This window comes from Mycobacterium sp. NGS45, from assembly GCF_059812645.1.
In genome coordinates this window covers 49,553-73,529 of sequence record NZ_JCALDB010000010.1, presented here as the reverse complement: position 1 = coordinate 73,529, position 23,977 = coordinate 49,553, and the positions used below count along the sequence as shown (strand labels likewise).

The 23,977-nt window shown below is 68.1% G+C and carries 22 protein-coding genes and 1 pseudogene; 10 read left to right on the top strand and 13 right to left on the bottom strand.

Going from position 1 to position 23,977, the window contains the following annotated elements; genetic code table 11:
* Position 1 precedes the first annotated feature (1 nt).
* Genes AC5Y3P_RS11210 through AC5Y3P_RS11200 form a run of 3 tightly spaced genes read left to right on the top strand, consistent with a single transcriptional unit; the run spans position 2 to position 2,600 of the window.
* Positions 2-922, top strand: coding sequence for a TauD/TfdA dioxygenase family protein (locus AC5Y3P_RS11210; protein WP_500045970.1), 921 nt, complete (start codon positions 2-4; stop codon positions 920-922).
* 42 nt (positions 923-964) lie between these two features.
* On the top strand, positions 965-1,735 hold the full coding sequence (locus AC5Y3P_RS11205) for an enoyl-CoA hydratase (RefSeq protein WP_500045969.1): 771 nt from the start codon (positions 965-967) through the stop codon (positions 1,733-1,735).
* A 55-nt stretch (positions 1,736-1,790) separates the two neighbouring features.
* Positions 1,791-2,600, top strand: a complete 810-nt coding sequence (locus AC5Y3P_RS11200) for a thioesterase family protein (protein WP_500045968.1) — start codon at positions 1,791-1,793, stop codon at positions 2,598-2,600.
* Between the two features lie 11 nt (positions 2,601-2,611).
* Here AC5Y3P_RS11200 and AC5Y3P_RS11195 read toward each other — a convergent pair whose 3' ends face one another.
* From AC5Y3P_RS11195 to AC5Y3P_RS11185, 3 genes are read right to left on the bottom strand one after another with little or no spacing between them, the layout of a single operon-like run.
* Positions 2,612-3,769 carry a zinc-binding dehydrogenase gene (locus tag AC5Y3P_RS11195; RefSeq protein ID WP_500045967.1) on the bottom strand — a complete coding sequence of 386 codons (1,158 nt, stop codon included), beginning with the start codon at positions 3,767-3,769 and terminating at the stop codon, positions 2,612-2,614.
* Positions 3,766-4,659 (bottom strand): SDR family NAD(P)-dependent oxidoreductase, encoded by an 894-nt coding sequence (locus AC5Y3P_RS11190; RefSeq protein WP_500045966.1) that lies wholly within the window; start codon positions 4,657-4,659, stop codon positions 3,766-3,768. Before AC5Y3P_RS11190 ends, AC5Y3P_RS11195 begins: the two co-directional genes overlap by 4 nt.
* Positions 4,656-5,264: a TetR/AcrR family transcriptional regulator gene (locus AC5Y3P_RS11185; protein ID WP_500045965.1), complete on the bottom strand. Its 609-nt coding sequence runs from the start codon at positions 5,262-5,264 to the stop codon at positions 4,656-4,658. The genes AC5Y3P_RS11190 and AC5Y3P_RS11185 overlap by 4 nt, the downstream gene beginning before the upstream one ends.
* A gap of 47 nt (positions 5,265-5,311) precedes the next feature.
* Between AC5Y3P_RS11185 and AC5Y3P_RS11180 the strand changes: the two genes are divergently transcribed.
* The 3 genes from AC5Y3P_RS11180 to AC5Y3P_RS11170 all read left to right on the top strand — a co-directional run bounded on the left by AC5Y3P_RS11180 (position 5,312) and on the right by AC5Y3P_RS11170 (position 8,634).
* Positions 5,312-6,469: a phosphotransferase family protein gene (locus AC5Y3P_RS11180; RefSeq protein WP_500045964.1), complete on the top strand. Its 1,158-nt coding sequence runs from the start codon at positions 5,312-5,314 to the stop codon at positions 6,467-6,469.
* Complete coding sequence (locus AC5Y3P_RS11175; protein ID WP_500045963.1) at positions 6,469-7,593, top strand: Rv3169 family protein; 1,125 nt, start codon at positions 6,469-6,471, stop codon at positions 7,591-7,593. Before AC5Y3P_RS11180 ends, AC5Y3P_RS11175 begins: the two co-directional genes overlap by 1 nt.
* Positions 7,594-7,665: 72 nt before the next feature.
* Complete coding sequence (locus AC5Y3P_RS11170) at positions 7,666-8,634, top strand: NADPH:quinone oxidoreductase family protein (RefSeq protein ID WP_500045962.1); 969 nt, start codon at positions 7,666-7,668, stop codon at positions 8,632-8,634.
* 241 nt (positions 8,635-8,875) lie between these two features.
* Here AC5Y3P_RS11170 and AC5Y3P_RS11165 read toward each other — a convergent pair whose 3' ends face one another.
* Complete coding sequence (locus tag AC5Y3P_RS11165; RefSeq protein ID WP_500045961.1) at positions 8,876-9,859, bottom strand: TIGR03617 family F420-dependent LLM class oxidoreductase; 984 nt, start codon at positions 9,857-9,859, stop codon at positions 8,876-8,878.
* A 32-nt stretch (positions 9,860-9,891) separates the two neighbouring features.
* On the opposite strand from AC5Y3P_RS11165, the gene AC5Y3P_RS11160 reads away from it, so the two are divergent.
* Entirely contained in the window at positions 9,892-11,241 is a 1,350-nt protein-coding gene (locus AC5Y3P_RS11160) for a flavin monoamine oxidase family protein (RefSeq protein ID WP_500045960.1), read from the top strand.
* On the opposite strand, the gene AC5Y3P_RS11155 is transcribed toward AC5Y3P_RS11160, so the two are convergent.
* A complete protein-coding gene (locus tag AC5Y3P_RS11155) occupies positions 11,238-12,197 on the bottom strand; it encodes an alpha/beta fold hydrolase (RefSeq protein ID WP_500045959.1) in 960 nt (319 codons plus the stop codon). The two genes, AC5Y3P_RS11160 and AC5Y3P_RS11155, sit on opposite strands and share 4 nt — an antisense overlap.
* Before the next feature lie 82 nt (positions 12,198-12,279).
* The gene (locus tag AC5Y3P_RS11150; RefSeq protein WP_500045958.1) at positions 12,280-12,804 is read right to left on the bottom strand and encodes a hypothetical protein; all 525 of its coding nucleotides are present in this window, start codon (positions 12,802-12,804) and stop codon (positions 12,280-12,282) included.
* Positions 12,805-12,998: 194 nt separating this feature from the next.
* Between AC5Y3P_RS11150 and AC5Y3P_RS11145 the strand changes: the two genes are divergently transcribed.
* Positions 12,999-13,598: a TetR/AcrR family transcriptional regulator gene (locus tag AC5Y3P_RS11145; protein ID WP_500045957.1), complete on the top strand. Its 600-nt coding sequence runs from the start codon at positions 12,999-13,001 to the stop codon at positions 13,596-13,598.
* Here the strand turns inward: AC5Y3P_RS11145 and AC5Y3P_RS11140 are convergent.
* The 6 genes from AC5Y3P_RS11140 to AC5Y3P_RS11115 all read right to left on the bottom strand — a co-directional run bounded on the left by AC5Y3P_RS11140 (position 13,595) and on the right by AC5Y3P_RS11115 (position 20,368).
* Positions 13,595-14,908, bottom strand: coding sequence for a cytochrome P450 (locus AC5Y3P_RS11140; RefSeq protein ID WP_500045956.1), 1,314 nt, complete (start codon positions 14,906-14,908; stop codon positions 13,595-13,597). The genes AC5Y3P_RS11145 and AC5Y3P_RS11140 overlap by 4 nt on opposite strands.
* Positions 14,889-15,353: a hypothetical protein gene (locus tag AC5Y3P_RS11135; RefSeq protein ID WP_500045955.1), complete on the bottom strand. Its 465-nt coding sequence runs from the start codon at positions 15,351-15,353 to the stop codon at positions 14,889-14,891. The genes AC5Y3P_RS11140 and AC5Y3P_RS11135 overlap by 20 nt, the downstream gene beginning before the upstream one ends.
* Complete coding sequence (locus AC5Y3P_RS11130; RefSeq protein ID WP_500045954.1) at positions 15,350-16,729, bottom strand: aromatic ring-hydroxylating oxygenase subunit alpha; 1,380 nt, start codon at positions 16,727-16,729, stop codon at positions 15,350-15,352. Before AC5Y3P_RS11130 ends, AC5Y3P_RS11135 begins: the two co-directional genes overlap by 4 nt.
* A 258-nt stretch (positions 16,730-16,987) precedes the next feature.
* Positions 16,988-18,352, bottom strand: coding sequence for a hydroxysqualene dehydroxylase HpnE (hpnE, locus tag AC5Y3P_RS11125; RefSeq protein WP_500045953.1), 1,365 nt, complete (start codon positions 18,350-18,352; stop codon positions 16,988-16,990).
* A 29-nt stretch (positions 18,353-18,381) separates the two neighbouring features.
* A complete protein-coding gene (locus AC5Y3P_RS11120) occupies positions 18,382-19,218 on the bottom strand; it encodes a class I SAM-dependent methyltransferase (RefSeq protein ID WP_500045952.1) in 837 nt (278 codons plus the stop codon).
* Positions 19,202-20,368 carry a hypothetical protein gene (locus tag AC5Y3P_RS11115; protein WP_500045951.1) on the bottom strand — a complete coding sequence of 389 codons (1,167 nt, stop codon included), beginning with the start codon at positions 20,366-20,368 and terminating at the stop codon, positions 19,202-19,204. The genes AC5Y3P_RS11120 and AC5Y3P_RS11115 overlap by 17 nt, the downstream gene beginning before the upstream one ends.
* Positions 20,369-20,458: 90 nt before the next feature.
* Here AC5Y3P_RS11115 and AC5Y3P_RS11110 point away from each other — a divergent pair, with 90 nt between their 5' ends.
* Complete coding sequence (locus AC5Y3P_RS11110; protein WP_500045950.1) at positions 20,459-20,854, top strand: DUF2237 family protein; 396 nt, start codon at positions 20,459-20,461, stop codon at positions 20,852-20,854.
* Between the two features lie 33 nt (positions 20,855-20,887).
* Here AC5Y3P_RS11110 and AC5Y3P_RS11105 read toward each other — a convergent pair.
* Positions 20,888-22,361: pseudogene (locus AC5Y3P_RS11105) on the bottom strand (aminotransferase class I/II-fold pyridoxal phosphate-dependent enzyme).
* Positions 22,362-22,450: 89 nt separating this feature from the next.
* Here AC5Y3P_RS11105 and AC5Y3P_RS11100 point away from each other — a divergent pair.
* Positions 22,451-23,977, top strand: a complete 1,527-nt coding sequence (locus AC5Y3P_RS11100; protein ID WP_500045949.1) for an FAD-dependent oxidoreductase — start codon at positions 22,451-22,453, stop codon at positions 23,975-23,977.

The window sequence follows — 23,977 nt, the reverse complement described above, 5'->3', positions numbered from 1 at the left end:
CATGACCCAGACCCTGGCCCCGGCCATCGAGGTACGCCCACAGGCCGGCTGGGCCGGCGCCGAGATCCACGGCGTCGACCTCACCGCTCCGCTGACGGAGCAGCAGACCGCCGACATCCGCGCCGCGCTGCTGAAGTGGAAGGTGGTGTTCTTCCGCGACCAATTCATCAGCCATGACGACCATTTGCGGTTCGCCTCGGCGTTCGGTGCACCCACCCCGGCGCACCCGCTGTTCGACTCGATCCCGGATCCGGACTATCCGACCATCTACCCGATCTTCCGGGACCGGTTCAAGGCCCGCTACGGCAGCAGCCGCGGTTTCGACCGGCCGAACTGGCACGCCGACGTGACCGCGGCGGTCAACCCGCCGGCGGCGTCGATCCTGCGCGCCGAGGAGCTGCCACCCTACGGCGGCGACACCCAGTGGTCCAACACCGTCGCGGCATACCAGGGGTTGTCCGCGCCATTGCAGCGGCTGGCCGACAAACTGCGTGCCGTGCACCGGTTCTCACCGCCGGATGGCACCACCGCCACCGATGACTACCAGTCCCGGGTGCAACGCCGGCCGCTGCTGACCGAGCATCCGGTGGTGCGGGTGCACCCGGAAACCGGGGAACGCGCGCTCTACGTCAACCCCGGGTTCACCTCGCACATCGTCGGCGTCTCGCCGCACGAGAGTCGACGGCTGCTCGGGTTGTTCTTCGACGAGCTGGTGCGACCGGAGTACACCGTGCGGTTCAAGTGGGAGCCGGGCAGCATCGCGTTCTGGGACAACCGTTCCACGGTGCACCTCGCGCCGTCGGATCTGACCACCGAACACGACCGCCGGCTGTACCGGGTGACGCTGGTCGGCGACGTCCCGGTCGGTCCGGACGGCCGGGCGTCGGTCGCCCTGGACGGCGAACCGTTCGACGCGATCTGAGTCCGGTATTCGACCCGCGCCCCGGTGCGTTAGCTTGCTGGGATGAGCGTCGTCATCACCAGCCAAGCCGCACCGGGCGTGCGGGTCATCACGATGAACCGACCGCAGGCCCGAAATGCGTTGAGCCGTGAGCTGATCGAAGCCCTGTTCGCAGCGTATGCGGCCGCCGATGAAGACCCGCAGGTACGGGCGATCGTGCTGACCGGAACCGACCCGGCGTTCTGCGCCGGCGTCGACCTCAAGGAGGCCCAGCAGTACGGCAGCGAGTACTTCGAGCGGTTCAAGTCGCATGACTGCATCGCCAAACCCGCGCTGCTGAGCACCCCGATCCTGGCCGCGGTCAACGGCCCGACCTTCACCGGCGGCCTGGAGATGGCGTTGGCCTGCGATTTCATGGTGGCCTCCGAGCGGGCGGTGTTCGCCGACACGCATGCCCGGGTCGGGATCCTGCCCGGCGGCGGGATGACCGCGCGGTTGCCGCAGCTGGTCGGCGCGGCGATGGCGCGCCGGCTGTCGATGACCGGTGAGGTGGTGGACGCGGCCCGCGCCGAACGGATCGGCCTGGTCACCGAGGTGGTGCCGCACGACCGGCTGCTGGACCGGGCCGTCGAGCTGGCCGGCCAGATCGCCGAGGTGCCCGCGCCCACCATGGCCGGGCTCAAACAGATCTACCAGCAGGGCTGGGCCGGCCTGACCGAATCCGCGCTGGCCGCTGAGCAGCGGATTTCCGGTGCTCAGGAGCTGGATGTGGCTGCTTTGGAGGAGCGGCGCACCGCGGTGGTGGCCCGCAACAAGAGCCAGCTCGGCGACTGACCTGCGGCCTTCGCTACTGTAAGTATTCCGGTAGGTGCTTCAGCGAGGAGTCCAGATGTCCCTGACCCCCTATTTCGTGCGGTCCGGCGCGCAGCTGGTGCCCAATGAGATCGCGCAGGGCGGCTGGGGCCCCACCCTCGGCGGCCAGGTGATCGGCGGTCTGCTGGCCCGCGCCATCGAAACCGAGGTCGCCGATGCGGACCTGTCGCCGGTGCGGCTGACCGTCGACATCCTGCGGCGGGTCGCCACGGAACCGGTCTCGGTCACCGCGCAGGTGGTGCGCACCGGTGGCCGCATGCAGGCCATCGACGCGACGTTGAGCCAGCGCGGCGAGCTGGTGGCCCGGGCGTCGTCGCTGTTCCTGCGACCCAGCCAACAGCCCGGGCAGCGGCCGTGGAACGTGCCGATCGACATGCCGCCGCCGCCCGAGGACGTGCCCGAGTTCGACGACGCCATCCCGATGTACGTCAAGAGCTACGGCCGGGAATCTCAGGCTGATGACCCGCGGCACGAGTGGCAGCACGACGGGCAGCGGTTCGCCTGGGTGCGCGAAGTTCGTGATCTGGTCGAGGGCGAGAAGATCAGCCCGTTCGTGCAGGCCGCGCTGGCCGTGGACGTCACCCCGTCGCTGACCGGGTTCTCCCCGTCCGGCCTCGGCTTCATCAACGCCGACTACACGCTGACGCTGTGCCGACTGCCGGTCGGGCCCTACATCGGGATGGCGTCGTTGACCCATTACAGCTCTGACGGTTTGGCCACCGGGACCGCGAGCCTGTTCGACGTGCACGGCCCGATCGGCACCGGGGTGTCGGTGTCGATCGCCAACCCGAACTTCGGTGCCCGCTCATTCGTCAAGGACCAGTAGCACGCTGCGGCTCAGGGGCTTTCGACGTCGCTGAGCGGATCGATCAGGATCTTGGCGTGCCGGTCGGGGTCGGCCAGCGCACTGAACGCGTTGTCCACCCCGGCCAGCCCCACGGTGCCGGTCACCATGGCCGACACGTCCAGCTTGCCTTCCGCCAACATGTGCAGGGTGTCGCGGAATTCCAGTGGCGTGTAACCGAATACGAAGCGCAGGTCGATCTCCTTGCCGATCGCCAGGGCGGGCCGGATCCGGTCGGTCTGCATGCAGACCCCGGCAACCACCACCCGCGCGTTGACCGGCGCGGCGGCAACCAGCGCATCGATCATGCCGGGCACGCCGACGCATTCGAAGATCACCGGCCGCTTCGGACCGGCCGCCCCGAACTTGTCGGCCACCCGGTACACGTGCTGCCAGCCGGGAATCTTGCGCAGCTTCTCCATCGAGCCGACACCCATCTCGTAGAGCGCCATGGTGGAGGTGAGCACGCCCTTGCGCCCCATCGCCTCATACGGGGAATCCGCGGCCGGGTCGACGACGACGTCGGCGCCGCATTGGGCGGCCAGCGCACGTCGTGCCGGCGAGAAGTCGCTGGCGATGATGGTTTCCACCCGCTTCGCCTTGAGCTGGCAGATGGTCGCCAGTCCGACCGGTCCGCAGCCCACCACCAACGCCACGTCCGCACGGCCGACCTGGCTGCGCCGCACCGCATGCAGTGCCACCGCCATCGGTTCGGTCAGCGCGGCGGTATCCAGGTCCAGGCCGTTGGGCACCACGAAGCTCAGTGCGGCCTCGGTCAATACCAGCTCGGCGTAGCCGCCCGCGGCATGCGGTGACAGCCCGGTCAGGTTGACCCCGCCGTGTGAACGCAGCAGCGGAACCGACACCACCGCAGTGCCCGGCTTGAACGCCTTGCCCACCCCGGCGCCGGATTCGGCGACCACACCGCTGAATTCATGACCCAGCACCACCGGGGTGTCGCTGCGCATGAAGCCGTCGTAGCCGACGTCGTCCATCACCTCGGTCAGTTCGTCGGCGTGCTGGCGGGCGTGGATGTCGGATCCGCAGATCCCGCAGCGGTGTACGTGCAGTAGCAGTTGACCGCGCGCCGGTTGCGGGGTCGGCAGGTCGACGACCGACAACTCGCCGCCCAGGCAGCTGACCGCCCTCATATCCGGCCGCCGCCCTGGAACGGCGCGAAGCTGCCGTCGAGCACCTGGTGGTGCCCAACGGTGCGTCCGGTGCAGGTTTGCGGGTCCACCAGCGCCAGCCGCAGCACCGCCTCGGCGAACTCGTCCTCGGAGCCGACGTCGTCGAAATCGGTTCGGTAGTAGGACAATCCGGGGGTGAGCATGGCCTGTGACGGGGACAGCGCGTTGACCGCGATGTTGCGTTGCTGCAGTTCGTAGGCCGCGCATTCGGTGAGGTGTTCCAGGGCCGCCTTGGAACCGCCGTACCCGGGCAGGATGCCGCCGGACAGCTCGCGGTACGGGCCCGGCCCCGGGATCCTGCTGGCCACCGAGCTGATGTTGACCACCGAGCCGAACCCGGCGGCCAGCATGTCGGGTACCACCAGTTGGGTCAGCTCGTAGGCGGCGAACACCGCGATCTCGAAGTGCCGCCGAAAGGCGTGCACCGGGGTCCCGACGAACGCCGGCCAATCCGCTTGGCTGGGCGCGGGTTTGCGCGACGGCTTCGCTGCGGGTTTGGGTTCGGCGGTCGCGCCGGTCGTCGCGGGTGGGCGCCCGGGCGCGGTGAACGCAGCGTTATTGACCAACACCGTGATCGGACCCAGCGCCGCGCGGGCTTCGTCGACCAGGCGCGGCAGGTCGTCGGGGTTGGTCAGGTCGGCGCGGATCGGCACCGCGCGGCCACCGGCGGCTTCGATCTCGCCGACGGTCTGCCCGATCGTGCCGGGCAGCTTGTCGTTCCACACCTGCTCGGTGCGCGCCACCACCGCCACCCCGGCACCTTCGGCCGCCAGGGCGTGCGCGATCGCCCGGCCCAGCCCCCGGCTGGCGCCGGTGACGATGGCAGTGCGTCCGTCGAGTCGTCCGCTCATCTATCTACCTTCACTCCGTGTACGACGATGGCCGTGGTCTGGTCCACCCAATCGTCGTCCAAGACGGCGTCGGGGTTGAACAGCATGCCCAGCAGTGTCGAGCCGCCGATCACCTCGACCAATCGGGCCGGTTCCACGTCAGGGTGCGCCTCGCCGTGCGCCACCGCATCGGCGATCCGCCGTTGCACCGAGTCGAACGCGACGCCGAACCGGTTCATCATCCGGTGGCTCATCTGCGGGTCGGACACCATGTCGGCGATCAGGCCGGGCAGCGCGGCGCGCACCACCGGGCTGGTGAACACGTCGCGGGTGACCGCGATCAGCGCCCGCACGTCCACCGCGATGTCGCCGGTCGGGGTGACCAACGTCGACGGCGCCGTCGGGAAGACCGCCTCGTGCACCAGCTCGGCCTTGCTCGACCAGCGCCGGTACAGCGCGGTCTTGGTGGTGCCGGCGCGGGTGGCGATGGCCGCCATGGTCAGGTTGGCGTAGCCGCCCTCGACCAGTAGTTCGGCGGTGGCGGCCAGGATGGCGGCATCGATGCGCGGATCGCGGGGCCGGCCGACGCCCGAAACCTTGTCAACGGCAGACGGGTCTGCTTTCATAACGCTACTAAGCGTATCGTAATAGTCTGGGAAGGGAACGCCGTTCGATGACGAACGAACACCCGCAGCGTCGCGCCGTCGAGGACGTCGACCGCCTGCAACGGTCCAGCCGCGATGTCTGCACCGTCCCGACCGTGCTGTCGCAGTGGCTGTCCACCCAACTGCCCGGCGGCGTCACCCCGCAGGTCACCGTGGAGAGCGGCATCGACACCAATGGAATGTCTTCGGAGACACTGATCTTGACCGGACGCTGGCACTCCGACGGCGAGGACGTCGAGCAACGCTGGGTGGTCCGGGTCGCGCCCACCGCGCAGGACGTTCCGGTGTTCTCCGACTACCGGATGGACCACCAGTTCGAGGTGATGCGCATCGCGGGTGCACTCACCGACGTGCCGGTGCCCACGGTGCGCTGGCTGGAACCCACCGGCGAGGTGCTGGGCGCGCCGTTCTTCGTGATGGACCACGTCAGCGGCGAGGTGCCGCCCGATGTCATGCCCTACACCTTCGGCGACAACTGGTTCTTCGACGCCACCGCAGACCAGCAGCGTCAACTGCAGGACGCCACGGTCGAGGTGATCGCGAAACTGCACGCCATCCCGGACGCCGAGCAGACCTTCGACTTCCTGGCCCAGGCCGATCCGCCCGGGGACACCGCGTTGCGCCGGCGCTTCAACTGGCTGCAGCAGTGGTATGAGTTCAGCGTCAACGACATCGGCCGTTCGGCGCTGGTGGACCGGGCGTTGGCGTGGTTGACCGACAACTTCCCCACCGACGCCGCGGCCGGCGACTCGGTGCTGATCTGGGGTGACTCTCGGGTCGGCAACGTGCTCTACCGCGACTTCCGACCGGTCGCGGTGCTGGACTGGGAAATGGCCTGTGTGGGTCCGCGTGAACTCGATGTTTCGTGGATAATCTTCGCGCACAACGTGTTCCAGGAGCTGTGCTCGATGGCCGGCCTGCCCGGCATGCCCGACGTGCTACGCGAGGACGACGTCGTCGCGACCTATCAGCGCCTTACCGGCGCCACCGTCGGCGACCTGCGCTGGTTCTACGTGTATTGCGGTGTGGTGTGGTGCTGCGTGTTCATGCGCACCGGGGCCCGCCGGGTGCGGTTCGGCGAGATGGAGATGCCCGAGGACATCGAGTCGCTGTTCTACCACAAGCCACTGCTGGAACGGCTGCTGGACCCGAAGGCGGCCGCCTGATGTTGGGACCGATGGACGAATACCCGGTTCATCAACTGCCGCAACCGATTGCCTGGCCGGGATCCAGCGACCGCAACTTCTATGACCGGTCCTACTTCAACGCACACGACCGCAGCGGCAACATCTTCGTCGTCTCCGGGATCGGCTACTACCCCAACCTCGGGGTCAAGGACGCCTTCCTGCTGGTGGCCCGGCGCGGCGACGACGGCCACACCCAAACCGCGCTGCACTTCTCGGACGCCATCGACGGCAACCGACTCAACCAGAACGTCGGCAACTACCGCGTCGAGGTGGACGAACCGTTGCACCGGTTGCGCCTGGTCGTCGAGGAGACCGAAGGTATCGCGGCGAACCTGACCTGGACCGGTCTGTGCACCGCGGTACAGGAGCAGCGACATGTGCTGCGCACCGGCAACCGGATCACCCTCGATGCCCAGCGGTTCGCGCAATTGGGTTCCTGGAGCGGGCATCTGGAGATCGACGGCGAACAGATCACCGTCGACCCGTCGGTGTGGATCGGCAGCCGGGACCGGTCCTGGGGCATTCGGCCCAGCGGCGAGGCCGAACCCGCCGGGCGGCCGGCCGATCCACCGTTCGAGGGCATGTGGTGGTTGTACGTGCCGATGGCCTTCGAGCACTTCTCGATCGTGCTGATCATCCAGGAAGAGCCGGACGGCTTCCGCTCGCTCAACGACTGCACCCGGATCTGGAAAGACGGCCGGGTGGAGCAACTGGGCTGGCCGCGGGTGCAGATCGCCTACACCTCGGGCACCCGGATCCCCACCGGCGCCACCATCGAGGCCACCGCGGCCGACGGTGCACCGGTGGTGTTCGAGGTGGAATCCAAGCTGGCCTGCCCGATCCACGTGGGCGGCGGCTACGGCGGGGACAGTGACTGGATCCACGGCACCTGGAAGGGCGAGAACTTCACCGAGCGGCTCAGCTACGACATGGCCGACCCGGCGATCGTTGGCCGGGCCGGGTTCGGCGTGATCGACCACGTCGGGCGCGCGGTGTGCCGCGACGGCTCCGGCGAGCATGAGGGCTGGGGACTGTTCGAGCACGGCGCGCTGGGCCGGCACGACCCGTCCGGGTTCGCCGACTGGCTCACCGTCGCCCCCTGATTCTCGCGATTTCGGTGCGTTTGGGGGCGCCCAGCGCCTGTTGTCGCACCGAAATCGCCTAAGGTCTGCAGTATGCGTGCGGTTCAGATCGTGAGGCTCGACGGGCCCGAAGCTGTGGTGATCAACGAGGTCGATGAGCCGAGCGGGGACGGCGTCCTGATCGACGTGCACGCCGCGGGCGTCGCGTTCCCGGACGCGTTGCTGTCGCGTGGGCTCTACCAGTACAAACCCGAACCACCGTTCACACCGGGCGGTGAGGTGGCCGGTGTGGTGCGCAGCGCGCCGGCGGGCGCACACGTCGCTCCCGGAGACCGGGTGCTGGGGCTGACCATGATCACCGACGGGATGGCCGAGGTGGCGCTGCTGCCGCCCGAGCGGGTGTTCGCACTGCCGGACAATGTGTCGTTCGAGGCCGGCGCCGGTGTGCTGTTCAACGACCTGACCGTGCACTTCGCGTTGCGTACCCGCGGTCGGCTGCTGCCCGGTGAGACCGTGCTGGTGCATGGCGCGGCCGGCGGGATCGGCACCGCGGCACTGCGGCTGGCACCGGCGCTGGGCGCCGAACGCACCATCGCCGTCGTCTCCACCGAGGAGAAGGCCGAGGTGGCCAAGGCCGCCGGGGCCAGCGACGTCGTGCTGGCCGACGGCTTCAAGGACGCGGTGGCCGAGCTGACCGGCGGGCGGGGCGTCGACATCGTGCTGGACCCGGTCGGCGGTGACCGGTTCACCGATTCGCTGCGGTCCCTGGCGCCCGCGGGCCGACTGTTGGTGATCGGGTTCACCGGCGGCGAGATCCCGACTGTTCGGGTGAACCGGTTGCTGCTCAACAACATCGACGTGGTCGGCGTCGGCTGGGGCGCCTGGGCGTTGTCGCACCCGGGGTATCTGGCCGAGCAGTGGGACGAGCTGTCCGCATTGCTGGAGTCCGGTCGGGTACCCGCCCCGCAGCCGCAGGTGTTGCCGTTCGAGCAGGCCGCCGAGGCGATCGCGTCGTTGGAAAACCGCAGCGCCCGCGGCAAGGTCGTGCTGTCGGTACGCTGACCCGACAGTCGGCCCTGTTCCCGCTCAACCGTTTTGCTTTAGCTAAGCGCCAATCGCGTTCCCGCTCAACCGTTTTGCTCTTGCTAAGCGCCAATCCCGTTCCCGCTCAACCGTTTTGTTCCCGCTAATTGAGTTTAATAAGCGGGAGCAAAATGGTTGAGCGGGAAGAATCGGGAGGAGGCGGAACGGGCGGGAGGGGCCGGAGGCGGCTGGGACGGGCAGTCAGGCCGGGAACGGCGAATCAGTTGAGCGCGTCGATGATTTCGGCCAGGCTGTCGACCGGCAACGCACCGCCGGAGTAGATGCACACGGTGTCGGCGCGTACCCCGTCCAGCCCGGCCACCCGGTCGGCGATCTGCGCGGCGATCTCGGACGGTGAGCCCACCGCCGCGATGGTGGACAGCACGTCGTCGTCGATCAGCGTGCCCATCTCCTGCCAGCGGCCCTGCTTGGACAACGCGTGCAACTCGGTCTGCAGCTCGCCCCAGCCGTGCGCGTCCAGCACCGGGCGGTAGGCCGGGGTGGAGCCGTAGAACGCCAACAGTTGCCGGGTGCCGGCGTGGTCCTCACCCGGCGACACGATGATCTCCGGCAGCACCGCGAAGTCACTGCGCCCGGCGGCGGCCAGGCCGGCCCGCACGATCGGCATGGTGTGCTCATGCAGGAACTTCTTGGTGCCGAACGGCATGACCAGCAGTCCGTCGGCGTGCTCGGCGGCGGCCCGGGTCAGCCGCGGGCCCAGCGCACCGAGGTAGATCGGCGGCGGCCCATAGGGGTTGGCGCCGGGGCTGAAGGTCGGTGTCATCAGCGTGTGCCGGTAGAACTCGCCGCGGAAGTTCAACCGCTCCCCGGTGTCCCAGGCGGTGAAGATGGCCCGCAGCGCCGAGATCAGTTCGGTCATCCGAGCCACCGGGGAATCGAAGGCAGCGCCGAAGCGCTTCTCGATCTGGGTGCGGATCTGGGTGCCCAGCCCCAGCGCGAACCGGCCGCCGCTGAGCAACTGATGGTCGATGGCTTGATGTGCGAGGTGAATCGGGTTGCGCGGAAACGCGATTGCCACATTGGTCAGCAGGTCCAACCCGCCGACCGTGCTGGCCAGGGTCAACGGCGCGAACACGTCGTGCGGGCCCTCGAAGGTGAACACGCCGGCGGCGCCGGCCTCGCGCAGCGCGTGGGCTCGCTCGATCGCGTCGACGGGGCTGGACAGCGCAGTGAGAATCCTCATGTTCAGCCACCTTATGCGCTTGACTGGACGCCATGGACGAACGCACCGAAGTGGTGGTGGTCGGCGCGGGTTTCGCCGGTTTGGCCTGCGCCCGGGAGCTGACCCGGCGCGGGCGCAGCGTGCGGGTTCTGGAGGGTCGCGACCGGGTCGGCGGCCGTGCCCACACCACGACATTGGCCGGAGTCCCGGTCGACCTCGGCGCCACGTTCGTCGGCCCCACCCAGGACGCGGTGTTGGGGTTGGCCGCCGAACTGGGCTGCCCGACGGTGCCGACGTACCACTTCGGCAAGAACCTGATCCGCTGGCGCGGGAGGGTCCGGTCCTATTCCGGCACCGTCCCGGCGCTTTCCCCGGCCGCGCTGCTGAACGTGGCCTGGGTGCGGGCCCGGTTCGCCCGACTGTCCCGCCGGGTGCCGCTGGAGCAGCCCTGGACCGCGCCGCAGGCCGCCGCACTCGATGCGCTCTCGCTGCAGCAGTGGTTGCACGCGGTGCGCGCCTCCCCCAGCACGCTGGCGCTGATGGCGATCGTGTCCCGGGTGACCTGGGGTGCCGAACCAGCTGACGTCTCATTGCTGGCCGCGCTGCGATACGTGCGGGCCGCCGGCGGTCTGGATCGGATGCTCGACGTGGTCGACGGTGCCCAGCAGGACCGGTTCCCCGACGGCACCGCGCAGATCGCGGTCCGGATGGCCGAGCAGCTCGGTGCGCGGGTCAGGTTGGGCGCGCGGGTGGATCGGATCACCATGCACGACGACGGCGTCCGGGTCGGGTTCGGCGACCACGACGTGTGCGCGGGCGCCGTCGTCGTGGCGATCCCGCCGCAGCACCGCGCCGCGATCAGCTTCAGCCCCGAGCTGCCGGCCGAATACCGCCGGCTGAGCCAACTTTGGCCGCAGGGCAAGCTGTCCAAGGCCTACGCTGCCTACCCCACCCCGTTCTGGCGGGCGGCCGGCAATTCCGGGGAAGCGCTGTCCGACATCGGGCCGGTGTTCATCACCTTCGACGTCAGCCCGGGCGGCGACGGACCCGGCATTCTGCTCGGGTTCGTCGACGCCCGCGACTTCGACCAGTTGCCGGCCGAACAACGGCGCAGCCAGGCGTTGGCGGGATTCGCCGCGATCTTCGGGCCGGCCGCGCTGACACCGATCGACTACCTCGACCACTGTTGGGGCCGTGAGGAATTCGCGCCAGGCGGACCGACCGCCGCGGTACCGCCGCGCTCCTGGACCAGCGTCGGGAAATGGTTACGCGCCCCGGTCGGCGAAAAGATCTTCTGGGCCGGCACCGAGACCGCGGACCGGTGGACCGGATTCCTGGACGGCGCCGTGCGATCCGGGTTGCGGGCGGCCGCCGAGGCCGATGCCGCGCTGGCCAAGACTTAGGAGCTCAACCGCCTTGTGGCCGAGGCCGATTCGGTCAGCGAACGCAACCGGCGGTTGACTTCGTCGGCCTGCTCCAGGATGGCGCAGTGCCCGCCGGGCACCTCGACGTAGTCGACCAGGTTGGGCACCCGGTCGGCGATGTGCTTCGACCCGCCGGGCAGCAGTCGGTCGTCGCTGCTGCCGATCACCAGCGTCGGCACGGTCAAGTTGTCCACCCGAAGCTGTTTGCGCTCAATGGAATCCATCAGCATGCGGGCGCAACCGGCGCGACCGGCGCGCGGTGTGCTGGCGAACAGGCGGTAGACGAACTTCACTACCTCCGGGTCGGCGCCAGGACCGACCACCAGCCGGGACATCACCCGTCGAGCCGGCACCCCGACGCCCGGCACGGCGGGCAGACCACCGAAGTTGCGGACCACCTGGGTCGCGACCAGCGCCCGCGGGGCGGCGACCTGCGGGATCAGCGACAAGAACTTGATCTGCCGGATGATGTCGCCGCTGGTGGTGTTGATCAGCGCGACCGAGTCGGCGCGCTCGGACACCTTGCGCTGGTAACGCTCGGCCCAAGCCTGCAAGGCGATGCCGCCCATCGAGTGCCCGGCCAGCACGGCGCGCTCACCCGGGGCCAAGGTGGCATCCAGCACCGCGTCGACGTCGGACGCCAGGTGGTCGAGGCTGTAGTGGCCCCGCTTGGGGACTCCGCTGCGGCCGTGGCCGCGGTGATCGAACGCGATCACGCGGTGATCCCGGGACAGGTCGGCAATCTGTTCGCGCCACACCGGAATGGCGCAGGTGATGCCATGCGCCAGCACGACCGGATAGCCGTCGTCGGGACCGAACACCTCGGTGTGCAGCCGGGTGCCATCGGCACCCCGGACGGTTACCGGCCGCCCGGCCGGCAGCGCAGTCCTGGTGGCGTTCCGCACGGCAACCTCCTCACAGATCCGCGGCGACATTGTCGCGGATCTGTAGGGTAACCCGCCATAACCCGTTTTATGGCGGGTACCACATTCGTGAGAGTTTGCGCTGGTCAGAAGCTCAGGTCAGGCTCAACCCGTGCTTCTCGAAGTGCCGGCCGAGTGCCTCCATGTACTCGTCGCCGTTGAACGGCCCGCGCGCACCGATCGCCTTCTCCAGGAACGGCCCGTACTCCTCGTCGTTGACGTAGGTGGACCAGTGCGTGATCTTGGCGTCCTCGTCGGTGTCGACGAAGCTGATCGAGTAGAAGCCCATGGTCTCGCCCTCGGCCGTGGTGCCTTCCCAGCGGGTGCGCATCACGAAGCCGTTGTCGGCCGGCCAGCACCGGAAGTCGGCAGGCTTCCAGTCCGGGAAGGCCACCGAGTAGGCCTTGGCCTCGACGGTGGCCGCGACGTCGAAGGACCGGGCCACGTCCTTGAGCACCAATTCTTGGTCGGCCACGAAGTACGGCGAGGTGTACACCGCGTCATCGGTGAACTCCCACTCGTCGTAGGCCTCGCCTTCGGCCACCTTCTGCAGCACGTACTTGTCCCGATAGCTCTCGGCCATCCGGCGGTGCTTGGCAATCCGATCGACCAGATCCATTGGCATTCCTTTCGGGGTCACGCCCGGAGGCGTAGGTGTGAACGGCCCGCATTTGACATACGAACCTGTATTCTAGATACACAGCTGAATCTAACGGAGGTTTGGGCGGCAGCCATCCAGACGGAGGGTCGGCCGTAGCAAACCGGGGTGTGGGGGCCCGCCCCTTGCCCCGACCGGACTGAAAGAATGTCGACGTGGCAGAGCGATGGACCCGGCAGCGCAGGGTGGAGCACACCCGCAGCCTGCTGCTGGACGCCGCCGAAGAAGTGGTGGCGCGGATGGGTTTCGGCGCGGCCGCGCTCGAGGTCATCGCCGACGCGGCCGGTTATACCCGCGGCGCCATCTACTCCAACTTCGGCACCAAGGAAGAACTCTTCCTGGCCGTGATGGAACGACAACTGCAGCGGTTCCTGGACGGATTCACCGACATCGTCGAATCCTTCCAAACCCTCGATGATTTCGACATCGACGCGCTCGCGCGCCGGTGGCGTGACCTGGCCCTGGGCAACCCCGACCGCGCCGCACTCGGCTACGAGTTCACGCTGTTTTTGCTGCGTAACCCCGACGCGCGCGAGCGGGTGGCCGCCCAGCGCCGGGAAACCGTTGCGTCGCTGGCCAACTACATCGAGGCACACCTGGCCAAGATCGGCGGCAGGCTGACGATGCCCGCCGAAACCCTGGCCAAGGTGCTGATCGCGGCCAACGAGGGCGTCACGCTGGCGAGCAACATCGACGGTGACGACCTGTACCGGCCGTTCATGGAGATGGTCATGTCCCACGTGGAGCCGGCCTAGCCTCGATCGGTCAGCTCATAGCGGATGTGCAGTTTGGTCAGACCGCGCAGGATGAAGGTCGGCAGATAGCGATAGCGGCGGGCATCGGCCGGTCCGTGGCGCTGCTCGTCGATCCAAATGTGGCTGGTGCGGTCCAGCAGCCGTTCCAAACTGATCACGCCTTCGGCACGGGCCAGCGGCGCCCCCGGGCAGGCGTGCATACCGCGACCGAATGCGACATGCGCTCGGGCATTGGCGCGTTCGATGTCGAAGGTGTCCGGATCCGGGAACTTGCGCGGGTCCCGGTTGAGCGCCGCGTTGACCAACATCACGATGGTGCCGGCCGGCACCGCGACCCCGCCGACCTCGACGTCCTCGGTGGCCATCCGGAAGTCGCCGCGCACCGGACTCTCGTAGCGCAGCGCCTCTTCGACGAAGTTCGGGATCAGTTCGCGACGCGCACGCAGCCTGGCCTGTAGCTCTTGGTCCTCGCCGAGCATCATCACCGCGGCACTGAGCAGCCGGACACTGGTTTCCTGGCCTGCGGCAAAGAGATTGGCTGCCACCCGGACCGCGTCGATCACCTCGGGCATGCTGCCGTCGGGGAAGGTCGCCGACGCCACTCCGGTCAGCACATCCTCGCGCGGGTTGTCCCGGCGTTCGCTGATGTAGGCGCTGAACTTGTCGTAGAGGTACTGCAGTGGGGTGTCGTGCAACTCGTCGCCGTCACTGCTGCCGATCGTGCCGGTGACGTTGTCCAGCAGGGCCTGCTGGAATTCCGGGTGATCGGCTTCCGGCACACCGAGCAGGTCGGCGATCACCAGCATGGCGAATGGGCTGGCGAAATCGGCGATGTACTCGCAGCCCTCGCCGGTCAGTGCGAGGTCGTACTGGCGGTCGGCCAACCGCCACATGAAGTCTTCGTTTTCCTTGAGTCGCTTCGGGGTGATCATCCGCGACAGCAGCGAGCGGTGCGCGGTGTGCTTCGGCGGGTCGAACGTCGGCAGCTGATCACTCATCGGCAGCGCATCGCGATGCTCGGCAATCAGTGCCTTGACGTCGGCGCCCGCCGGGATCGGCACCGGGAAACCCGGGAACGGACCGGTCACCGACAAGCACGCCGAGAACCGCTCCTTGTCGTTGTAGATCGCCAGTGCCTCGTCGTAGCCGGTGACCATCACCACGTCGTGGTGCTTCTCCCGACGCAACGGGCACTCGTCGCGCAGCGCGGCCAGATAGTCGTACGGGTCGGCCAGGATCCGGCCGCTGGTGAAGAAGTCCACCGAGTCCAGGTCGCCACCCCACGGGCACTCACTGGGAGATGTCGACACCGTCGTACCCCTCCAGCAGTTCCGGTGCCGGCAGCTCCATCTGCAGGTAGACGTCGATGCGGCGGATCTTGTGCTCCGCGCCGAACTCGAAGGACGACATCGAGTTCACGACGCTGCTGAAATCGCCCATCGCGCTGCGCTCTTCGAGCTCCAGGAAGACCAGGTCACCGACCTCGGTGACCCGCTTGACCGTGCAGTCCCACTCGGCTGCCGGCGCCCAGTTGGTCAGGAACCCGAGGTAGCCGTCCCAGTCCATGACCTCCTTGAAGTTTCCGACCCGGATGAACTCGTCGACGGCGAGCAGATCGCGCAGCGCGTCCCAGGTGTGCACCCCGGCGCCGGGCTGTTTGGCCGCATCGACGCAATCCTTGGTGGTCTGGGCGTATTCCAAGACCCGTCGGGCATTTCCGGTGTGCGCTGCGATCGCCTCGCGCAAGGTGCTCACTGGGCCGCTCCGGACAGGTAGCGGTCGACCACCGAGTGGTAGTGCGCGATCACGATTTCCTCCTTGACCAGGGACATGAACTCGAGTGGGCGGTTGCGCAGCCCTTGCTGCTGGCGCGGCATCTGCTCGTAATCCTGCTGCAGCGCCAGGAAGTACTTGAAGCTGCCTGGTTCTTCGACCCGGATCGGCTCGGCCTTGAACACGTCGCGGTGTTCCTCGGGCAGCCACATCACGCTGATGATGTGCCAGTAGCACTTGTTCGGATCACCGCTCTCGTGCGGCTGGGCCAGGATCACGGTGGCCTCGCCGGCGCGCACCGTCATGAAGAAGTTCGGGAACAGCACCCAGCCGTGGTTGTCGCTCATCTGCGCATCGGTCAGCGCGCTGACGTCGAAGCCCATTCCGGTCAGGGTCTGCCGGGTAGCGGTCTGCAACAGGGTACGCGGCGTCACACCATCGGGTAGCTGCAATTGCCCTGCGGCGTCGCGGTATTCGGCAACCAGTTCCTGGAAGCGCGGCAGCACCGCGGTGACCGACGGGAATGTCTCCGGCAGCGCCATGATGCCTTCGATCTGCTCCTCGAGCCCGAACTTCTTGCCCGCCACCTCGAACGGGGCGCAGGCCACGTTGTGTTTGTCGAAGAACCGGTACCGGGTGGTACTCGGGTCGACCATCACGACCTGCAGCAGTTCAGGGTGGATTCCGGAGATGTGGTAGCCCTCCGAGAAGGCGTCCATCACCACTTTCCAGTTGCAGTTGAGCTCCTCGCGCACATCGAGGACGCTGACCATGTCCTCGAGGTGGTAGGGGGCGAGCATCTCGACCACCTCGGCACCGAGGAACTGCGCCAGCGGTTCGGCGTTCGGATCGGGGTTGACGAAGACGAACCCGGCAAAGCATTCCACCGAGATCTCGATCAGGCCCAAACCCTCCTTATCGACTGCGGTGACCAGGTTTTCCTTTTCTCGCAGAACACCTTTGAGCTTGCCCTCCAGGTCGTAGGACCACAGGTGGTACTGGCACAGCAGACCGCGCTTGGAGTTCCCCCGTCCGCGGCACAGCACGTTGCCACGGTGCCGGCAGGCGTTGACGAAGCCACGGATCACGCCGTCCTTGCCGCGCAGCAGCAAAAAGGACTGGTCCAGCAGCTTGTACTCGGTCCAGTCGCCGACCTCGGGCAGATCGGATTCCCGGCCGGCGACCTGCCAGACCTTCATCCAGATGCTGTGATGCTCGCGTTGGACGTAGTCCGCGTCGACGTAACGGTCGGTGCTGATCTCCATTCGGTACCGGCTGAAGTCGACGTCATCGAGGCTCTTGCCGAGTTCTGGATCGTCGAACCATTCCCCCGGCCGAATCGGGTGGGTAGCAGTCATGCGCAGTCGCTCCTTGGGCTATGTGAGCTGGTCACAGCCGGTGCGCGCGGGCATCCGACGCTGTGACCACGGTCACGACTATACAGCTCTGTATGAGATATACAAGACTGTATGTGAAATTATCGACGCGCTCACCACGCACCTGAATTTCGATACTTCGGCGCCCGGGCCGACGAGCCGAGCCTGGTCTCCAGGACAAGGTCGCGCCTGCGCGGGAGCCAGTTTTCCCGGCGCCCCAGAACCGGACCGGCCGTCGGTTCAGCGGCGAGAAAGCGCCGCGAGCTCCTCGTGCACCAAGTCGACGGCCCAGGCCGCGCTCTGGGCGGCGCCCTCCATCGTGGTGGGCCAGTCGTTGTGCGTCCAATCACCGGCCAGCACCAGATTCGGCAGTGCGGTCCGGTTGCCGGGTCGGATGGTCGACATGCCGACCCGCGACGAGAAGGTGGCCTTGGGCCACGGCACCACGGTGACGTCGAGTACCTGCGCGTCTCGGGCCGCCGGATAGCTGGCCCGCAGCGCGCTCACCAACCGGTCGCCGACCTCGGCGTTCTTCAACCCCATCAGGTCATAGGCCGCACACGTGGTCAACGCATAAAGGTGGTTACCGTCGGCGCGCGGACCGTGCATCCGGTCCCGGTCGAACACCCAGCCGATGTCGCTGTCCAGCAACGTTTCCCACGGCGCGACCGTGCCCAGCGGGCGGTCCAGCAGCACGTAGGCGTTCATGATCGGGATGGGTTCCATCTGCTTGGCGGCCAGCCGGGCATCCTCGGAGCCGGGGACGTCGTCGAGCAGCGAACGCAGATTCCAGGACGGCACGGTGAGCACCACGGCGTCCGCGTCGATCTCGGAGCCGTCCGAGAGCCGCACACCGGTGGTCCGGTCGTCGCCGACCAGCACCGAGGTGGCGCGGGTGCGCAGCCGCACGTCGACACCACGCTCGGCCATCACCCGGCGCGCGCCGTCCAGGTAGAGGGTCTGCAAATCCACTGTCGGGTAACCGATCTTGGCGGCGCCGGGCCCCTGCCGCCGCACCCGGTCGGCCCCGGTGCGCAGCAGCGCGGCGAACGCGTGCGCTGATGCCAACCGCGGATGCTCATTGAGCAACCCGAGCACCATGTTGTTCAACATGATTCGGCGCACCGGTGCCGGGAACCCGACCCGGTCGAACCACTCGTCGACGGTGATGTCGTCGAGTTGGTCGCTGAACGCGACCACGTCGCGCATCAACCGGGCCCAGGCCGGGGCCGCCTTGAGCATGGTCGGGATGCTCATGCCCTTCACCCGGCCCAGCATCATCCGCCGCGCGTTGGCCGGGCGCAGCCCCATCTTCTCGACGTGCCCGCCCAGGTAGCGCACCCCGAATTCTTCGGGAAACTCCAACAGTTCCCGGGTACCCACTGATTCCAGGTAGCGGAAGACGTTCTCATAGCAGCCGGCGAACACGTGCTGACCGTTCTCGATCGGATCGCCGTACCCTGAGGTCAGGCCGATGGTGCGGCCGCCGAGCGAGCCGTTGCTCTCCAACAGCGTTACCGCATAGCCCTTCTCGGCCAGCCACACGGTGGCCGCCAAACCTGCCAGGCCGGCCCCGACCACCACGACGTGTTGCTGCTCGGTCATCGCATCCCCTCTGGTAGCTCTTGTAAGCCTCAGCCGAATTCCAACAGTGTGTAGGAGCCCAGCCAGCGCCGCATCGGTCCGGGCCGCCACAGCGCGGGATACACCTTGCCGAAGAACAAGCCGCGACCCCTGGGCATCGGAACATGATGTACCGCACGCACTCCCGGGACGGTCCTGGGCAGCTCGTCGAGTTCGCGCGGGCTCAGGCTGAACGGCATCGGCGGGATCCGGTACCGCCGCGACGACGGCATGCCGTTCTTGCGGGTCAGTGTCTTGACGATCAGTGGCGGCAGATCGAAGAACATCTGACCGCCCGGGAAGCGTTTCGCGCACGCGGCGATCAGCCCCATCGACTCCTCGGGCTGCAGGTACATCAGCAAGCCCTCGGCGCTGATGAACACGCCGTGTTGGTCGTCGACCGCATCCATCCAGGAGTAGTCCAGCGCGGATTGCGCAATGTTGGTGATCCGCGACTCGGTCGGCAGCAGCCGTTCGCGCAGCGCGATGATCGGCGGCAGATCCACGGAGATCCAGCGGAATTCGGCGTTCGGGATGGTGTCGTCCAGCCGCCAGAAACCGGTCTGCAAACCTTCGGCCAACGCAACCACGGTGGCCCGGGGATGCCGGTCCAGATAGCCGCGGGTGCAGCCGTCGACGGCCAACGAACGCACCGCCAACTCCTGACCCTTGCGGCCGAACTTGTCGAAGTCGTAGTCGATCTTCTCGACCAGTTCGATCGCCATCGGGTCGTGCAGGATGGCGCCCGGGCGGCCGGCCTGATATGCGCGCCCGTTGAGGGTGAGCAACGCGGTCTCCGAGACCCCGGTCAGGTCGTTGGCATCCACCCGGTCACTCTCCCTGCTCACGGAGGAACCTTTCGTAGTCGGCCAATTCGATCGCCACCCATTGCGGGTAATCGGGTTCCGCCTCGGCGATGACGGCCAGCGCTTCATCGGTCAGGGACTGCCGGATCCCGCTCTTGGCGTGTACGAACGGGAGGTAGACCCGCAGCATGGCGGGCAGATCCAGCAGCGCCGGCACGGCCAGGATCCCGGCTTCCGCCGGGATCGCCTCCAGCATTTCGGCAAGTCGTTTCTGGCCCCAGCGCAGCGGGTCACCCTCGGCGGTCACGAGGAAGGTCGCCAGCACCGCCCGGCGGTCGTCGTCGGCGAACTGCGCACCCACCGTGGTGAAGAACTCGTCGAGTAGCTCATCGATCTGCTCATCGGACCAGATCGGTGTGTCATAGCGGCTGCCGCCTTCGGGCATCCGCTGGATCAACCACCGGACCAGCGGATAGCAGGCCGGCCAGGTCTCGGTTTCGGCGAATCTCCCGCTCAGCTGGGCGTACTCGATTCCGGCTTCGATCCAGGCCCGGGCATCGGCCGGGCTCATCTCGACGATCGAGGTGTCGTCGTCGGGCTTGTTCTCCTCCGCCATGGCCAGCAGAGCATCGAACGGCTCCGGCGCGAAGAACGCGTCGCCGACGTCGGAGCGCCAGACGTGGTCGATGAACACCATGCAGGCCCCGGTATGGCCGCCGGGCAACAACAACTCGAGGATCAGATCATCGCCCTCACCGAGCACGTGCGTCATCCGCCGTACCCGGCCCACCCGGGTCTGGTCCAACTGACCGACCCAGGCCGGTAGCTCGTCGTCCCGTGCAGCGACCGCGCGGCGGCACTGCTCGGCCAGCTTCGGGTCATCGACCAATGCTGCCAGCACCGCCAGCAGCGCCGTGGTCTCGATGATCGGGGCGTCGCTGAACGCCCCGATCAGCTCATCGAGCCGGGTCGGGGCCAGTTCGTCGGGCTCGATCAGCGCGGCCGCGCCCGGCGCGGTCGCCTGGATCACCATCGAGGCGATCTCGAGCAGTTCCAGCGGATGGTCGTCGAGGGCGTCGCTGACCGCGTCGATCAGCGGGACGTCGGCGGCTTCCTCGCGCGCCCGCCGAGCCTGCCGCCGGGCGTCGCGGCGGGCCTGCTTGGCTTTGCGCCGTTTGCGGGCATCGGTCACCCGCCGGACCTTACTCTGCTCGGACCGCCGGCCCCCGTCGAAGCTGTTCGAGTGCATGTCGGAGCCCCGAGCCGACGTTAGGGTGGGTTGATGGCCGACGACGCTGACCGCAACGTGCTGGGCGAACCCCTGCAACCGTGCGGCACCGACCCGCTGACCGGGTTCCACCGCGACGGCTGCTGCTCGACCGGTCCGCAGGACGTCGGCCTGCACACCATCTGCGCGGTGGTGACCGCCGAGTTCCTCACCCATCAGCGTTCGATCGGCAACGATCTGTCCACCCCGATGCCGGCCTATCGGTTCCCCGGCCTGAAGCCCGGCGACCGCTGGTGTGTGACCGCGCGCAACTGGTTGCGCGCCCACCACGACGGCTTCGCCGCTCCGGTGGTGTTGGCCAGCACGCATGAACGCACCCTGGACATCGTGCCGCTGGACGTGCTGCGCCAATATGCCGTCGACGTTCCCGACGACCTGGCCGACCTGTAGCCCGGCTCCGAACCCGGCGCCGGCCGCAAACACTCAGGTCACCACGCGGAAGTGCCCGAGCTCCGGATCGGCGGCGTCCGGGGTGTTCATCCCGGCCGCCACCCCGGAGCGCAGATAATCCACCACGGCCTGGTTGAGCCGCTCGCCGGGCACCACGGCCGGGATGCCGGGCGGATACGGCGTGATCTGCTCGGCGGAGACCCGGCCCACCGCGGCGTCCGGGTCGACCATCGCGGTGTCGGCGAAGAACGCATCACGCGGCAACATCACGGTCTCGAGCTCGATCTCCTCGGGCGAGGGCAACTGGATCTGCGGCGGTGCCGGGAAACGCTCGGCGGCTTGACGCCAGGTTCCCAACGCGGTCAACAGCCGCTCGGCGGTGCTGTCGTCGTCGGCCATCGACATGGTCGCCAGGATGCGCCGGTGATCGCTCATGCCGACGTCGATCGCGCAGTGCTCACGCAGCCAGTCCGCAGCTTGATACCCCGAAGTGCCGGTGGCCGACACGTCGATCAGGATCTGCAGCCGGTCCAGGTCGTGGGAAGCCTGATGGCCGAGCAACTCGTCGTCCATCACATCGAGTTGCGGGATGGCGGCCAGTTGCGGACGAAGCGAATCCGCCAGGCGCAAAGCCGATTCCAGCATCTGCCGGCCATTCTGCACCATCTGCCGGCGCCAGCCGTCGATGGCCGCGTAGATCAACACGCTGGGGCTGGTGGTCATCAGTAGGTCGGCGCAGGCCGCCAACCGGGTCCGGTCGATCAGGTCACCTTGGACGTGGAAGACCGAACCCTGCTCGAAACCCATGCCCATCTTGTGCACGCTGACCACGCACACATCCGCGCCGGCGTCCATCGCCCAGGTGGGCAGTCGGTCGTGGAACGGCAGGTGGGCACCCCAGGCCTCGTCGATGATCAGCGGCTTGCCGCGCCGATGGCACACCTCGGCGATGCCGCTGATGTCCGCGCAGGTGCCGTACGGGCTCGGGCTGACCACCAGCGCACCGTCGGCCTCGGGGTGCCGCTGCCAGGCCTCCTCCACCTGCTGCGGCGACGGCGGATGGGACAGGTGCCGGGCGGTGTCCCACTGCGGCGTGATCCAGTGCGGTTGCAGCCCAGCGAACACCAAGCCGGCCACGATCGACTTGTGGCTGTCGCGGGTGACCAGCAGTCCGTCCCCACCCCCCGGCCACCGCCATCATCGCGGCCTTGACCGACAGCGAACTGCCACAGGTGGAGAAGAAGGCGTCGGTGGCACCCACCGCGTCGGCCATCAATTCCTCGGCTTCGGCGAGAAACCCGCCCCGGTTGCGCCGGTCGTCGAGGCCTCCGCTGGCCAGCACGTCGGAATAGAACGGTTCGGCGCCCAGCACGTCGAGCACCCGATGGTCGACACCGCGGCCCTGCCGGTGCCCGGGCGGCGAGAAACCGTAGTGCTGCTTGCCGTGGTATTCGGCAAGCGCGTCCAGGATGGGGGCGCGCGCATGCTCAGTCCGCGTGGCGGTCATGTTCGGGCGCATACCCGATGCCGGCCGGCCGAAACCCGCCGCTCGGGCGTCCGGGTTTGACCTGGGTCCGCGCGGGTAACTCATCGGGCATGTCGTCCCTGTGGTCACCGCACGCCGTCGAGTCAGTTCATGCACCCGGAACGATTCCGGACGACGACGTCGTCGATGTGGTCGTGGTGGGCGCCGGGATCACCGGCCTGACCACCGCGGTGCTGCTGGCGCGCGCCGGCCGGCGCGTCGCGGTCGTCGAAGCCCGGCACGTCGGTGCCTGCGCCACCGGCAACACCACCGGCAAGGTGACCGTCCTGCAGGGCAGCAAGCTGGCCCGGATCGCCCGCAAGCACGGACGAAACACGTTGCGCGCCTACGTCACCGGCAACTGCGAGGGGCGCGACTGGCTGCTCCGCTACTGCGCAGACCACGGCGTCGCGGTGCAGCGCGAGGATGATCATGCCTACGCGCAAACCGCCGACGGCCTGGACACCGTGCGCTCGGTGCTGAAGGCGTGCCAGGACGGCGGACTCGATGACGCCGAATGGGTCGACGACGCCGACACCGCGTTCCCGTTCGCCGGCGGCGTGCGGCTACCGGATCAGGCCCAACTGGACCCGGTTCCCCTGCTCGACGCGTTGGCTGCCGAACTGCACGGTCACGGCGGCACGATCCTGCAGGGCGCGCGAGTCACCGCGGTGTCCGGGCGCAGCCAGTTACGGATCGAGGTCGAGTCGACCACCGGGCCGGGCGAACCTCAGCGCGGCGTGATCCGGGCCGAGCACTGCGTGCTGGCCACCGGCACCCCGATCTTGGACCGCGGCGGGTTCTTCGCCCGGCTCAAGGCGAACCGCTCCTACTGCCTGGCCTTCGAAGTGCCGGGCGAGTTCAGCACCCCGATGTTCATCTCGGTGGACTCCCCCACCCGATCGATTCGCTATGCCCCGACTCCATCCGGGCAGCGGTTGATCGTCGGCGGCGCCGGCCACCCGGTGGGCCGCTCGTCCGCGCCGTCGGAGGACATCGCCGAGCTCGGGCAGTGGGCGCTGCGCCACTACCCCGGGGCGCGGCGCACCCACTTGTGGTCGGCCCAGGATTATGCACCGGCAGCCGAATTGCCTTTCGTGGGAACGCTGTTGCCCGGTTTCGACGCCATTCAGGTGGCGACTGGGTTCGACAAGTGGGGCATGACCAACGGGGTGGCTGCTGCGCTGGCCTTGTCGGCGCGCCTGCTCGGCGGCCGAATGGACTGGTCGGACGCGTTCACCAGCTGGAGCCGCCATGAACTGTCCGGGCTGCCCACCGCGGTTCAGGACAATTTGCAGGTCGGCTTCAACCTGGCCAAGGGCTGGATCACCCCGATCACCGCCTCGCCCGATCCGAGCGAAGGGCAAGGCACGGTCAGCGGACCGCCCTGGAACCTGCGCGCCGACAGCCTCGTCGACGGCGTGCACCACACGGTCTCACCGGTCTGCCCGCACCTGGGCGGCATCGTGACCTGGAATGACGCCGACCAGGCGTGGGAGTGCCCACTGCACGGTTCGCGCTTCGCCCCGGACGGTACCGTGCTGGAGGGCCCGGCGACTACCGGACTGACCTGTTCGGCCGTCACCCAAACCGCCTGA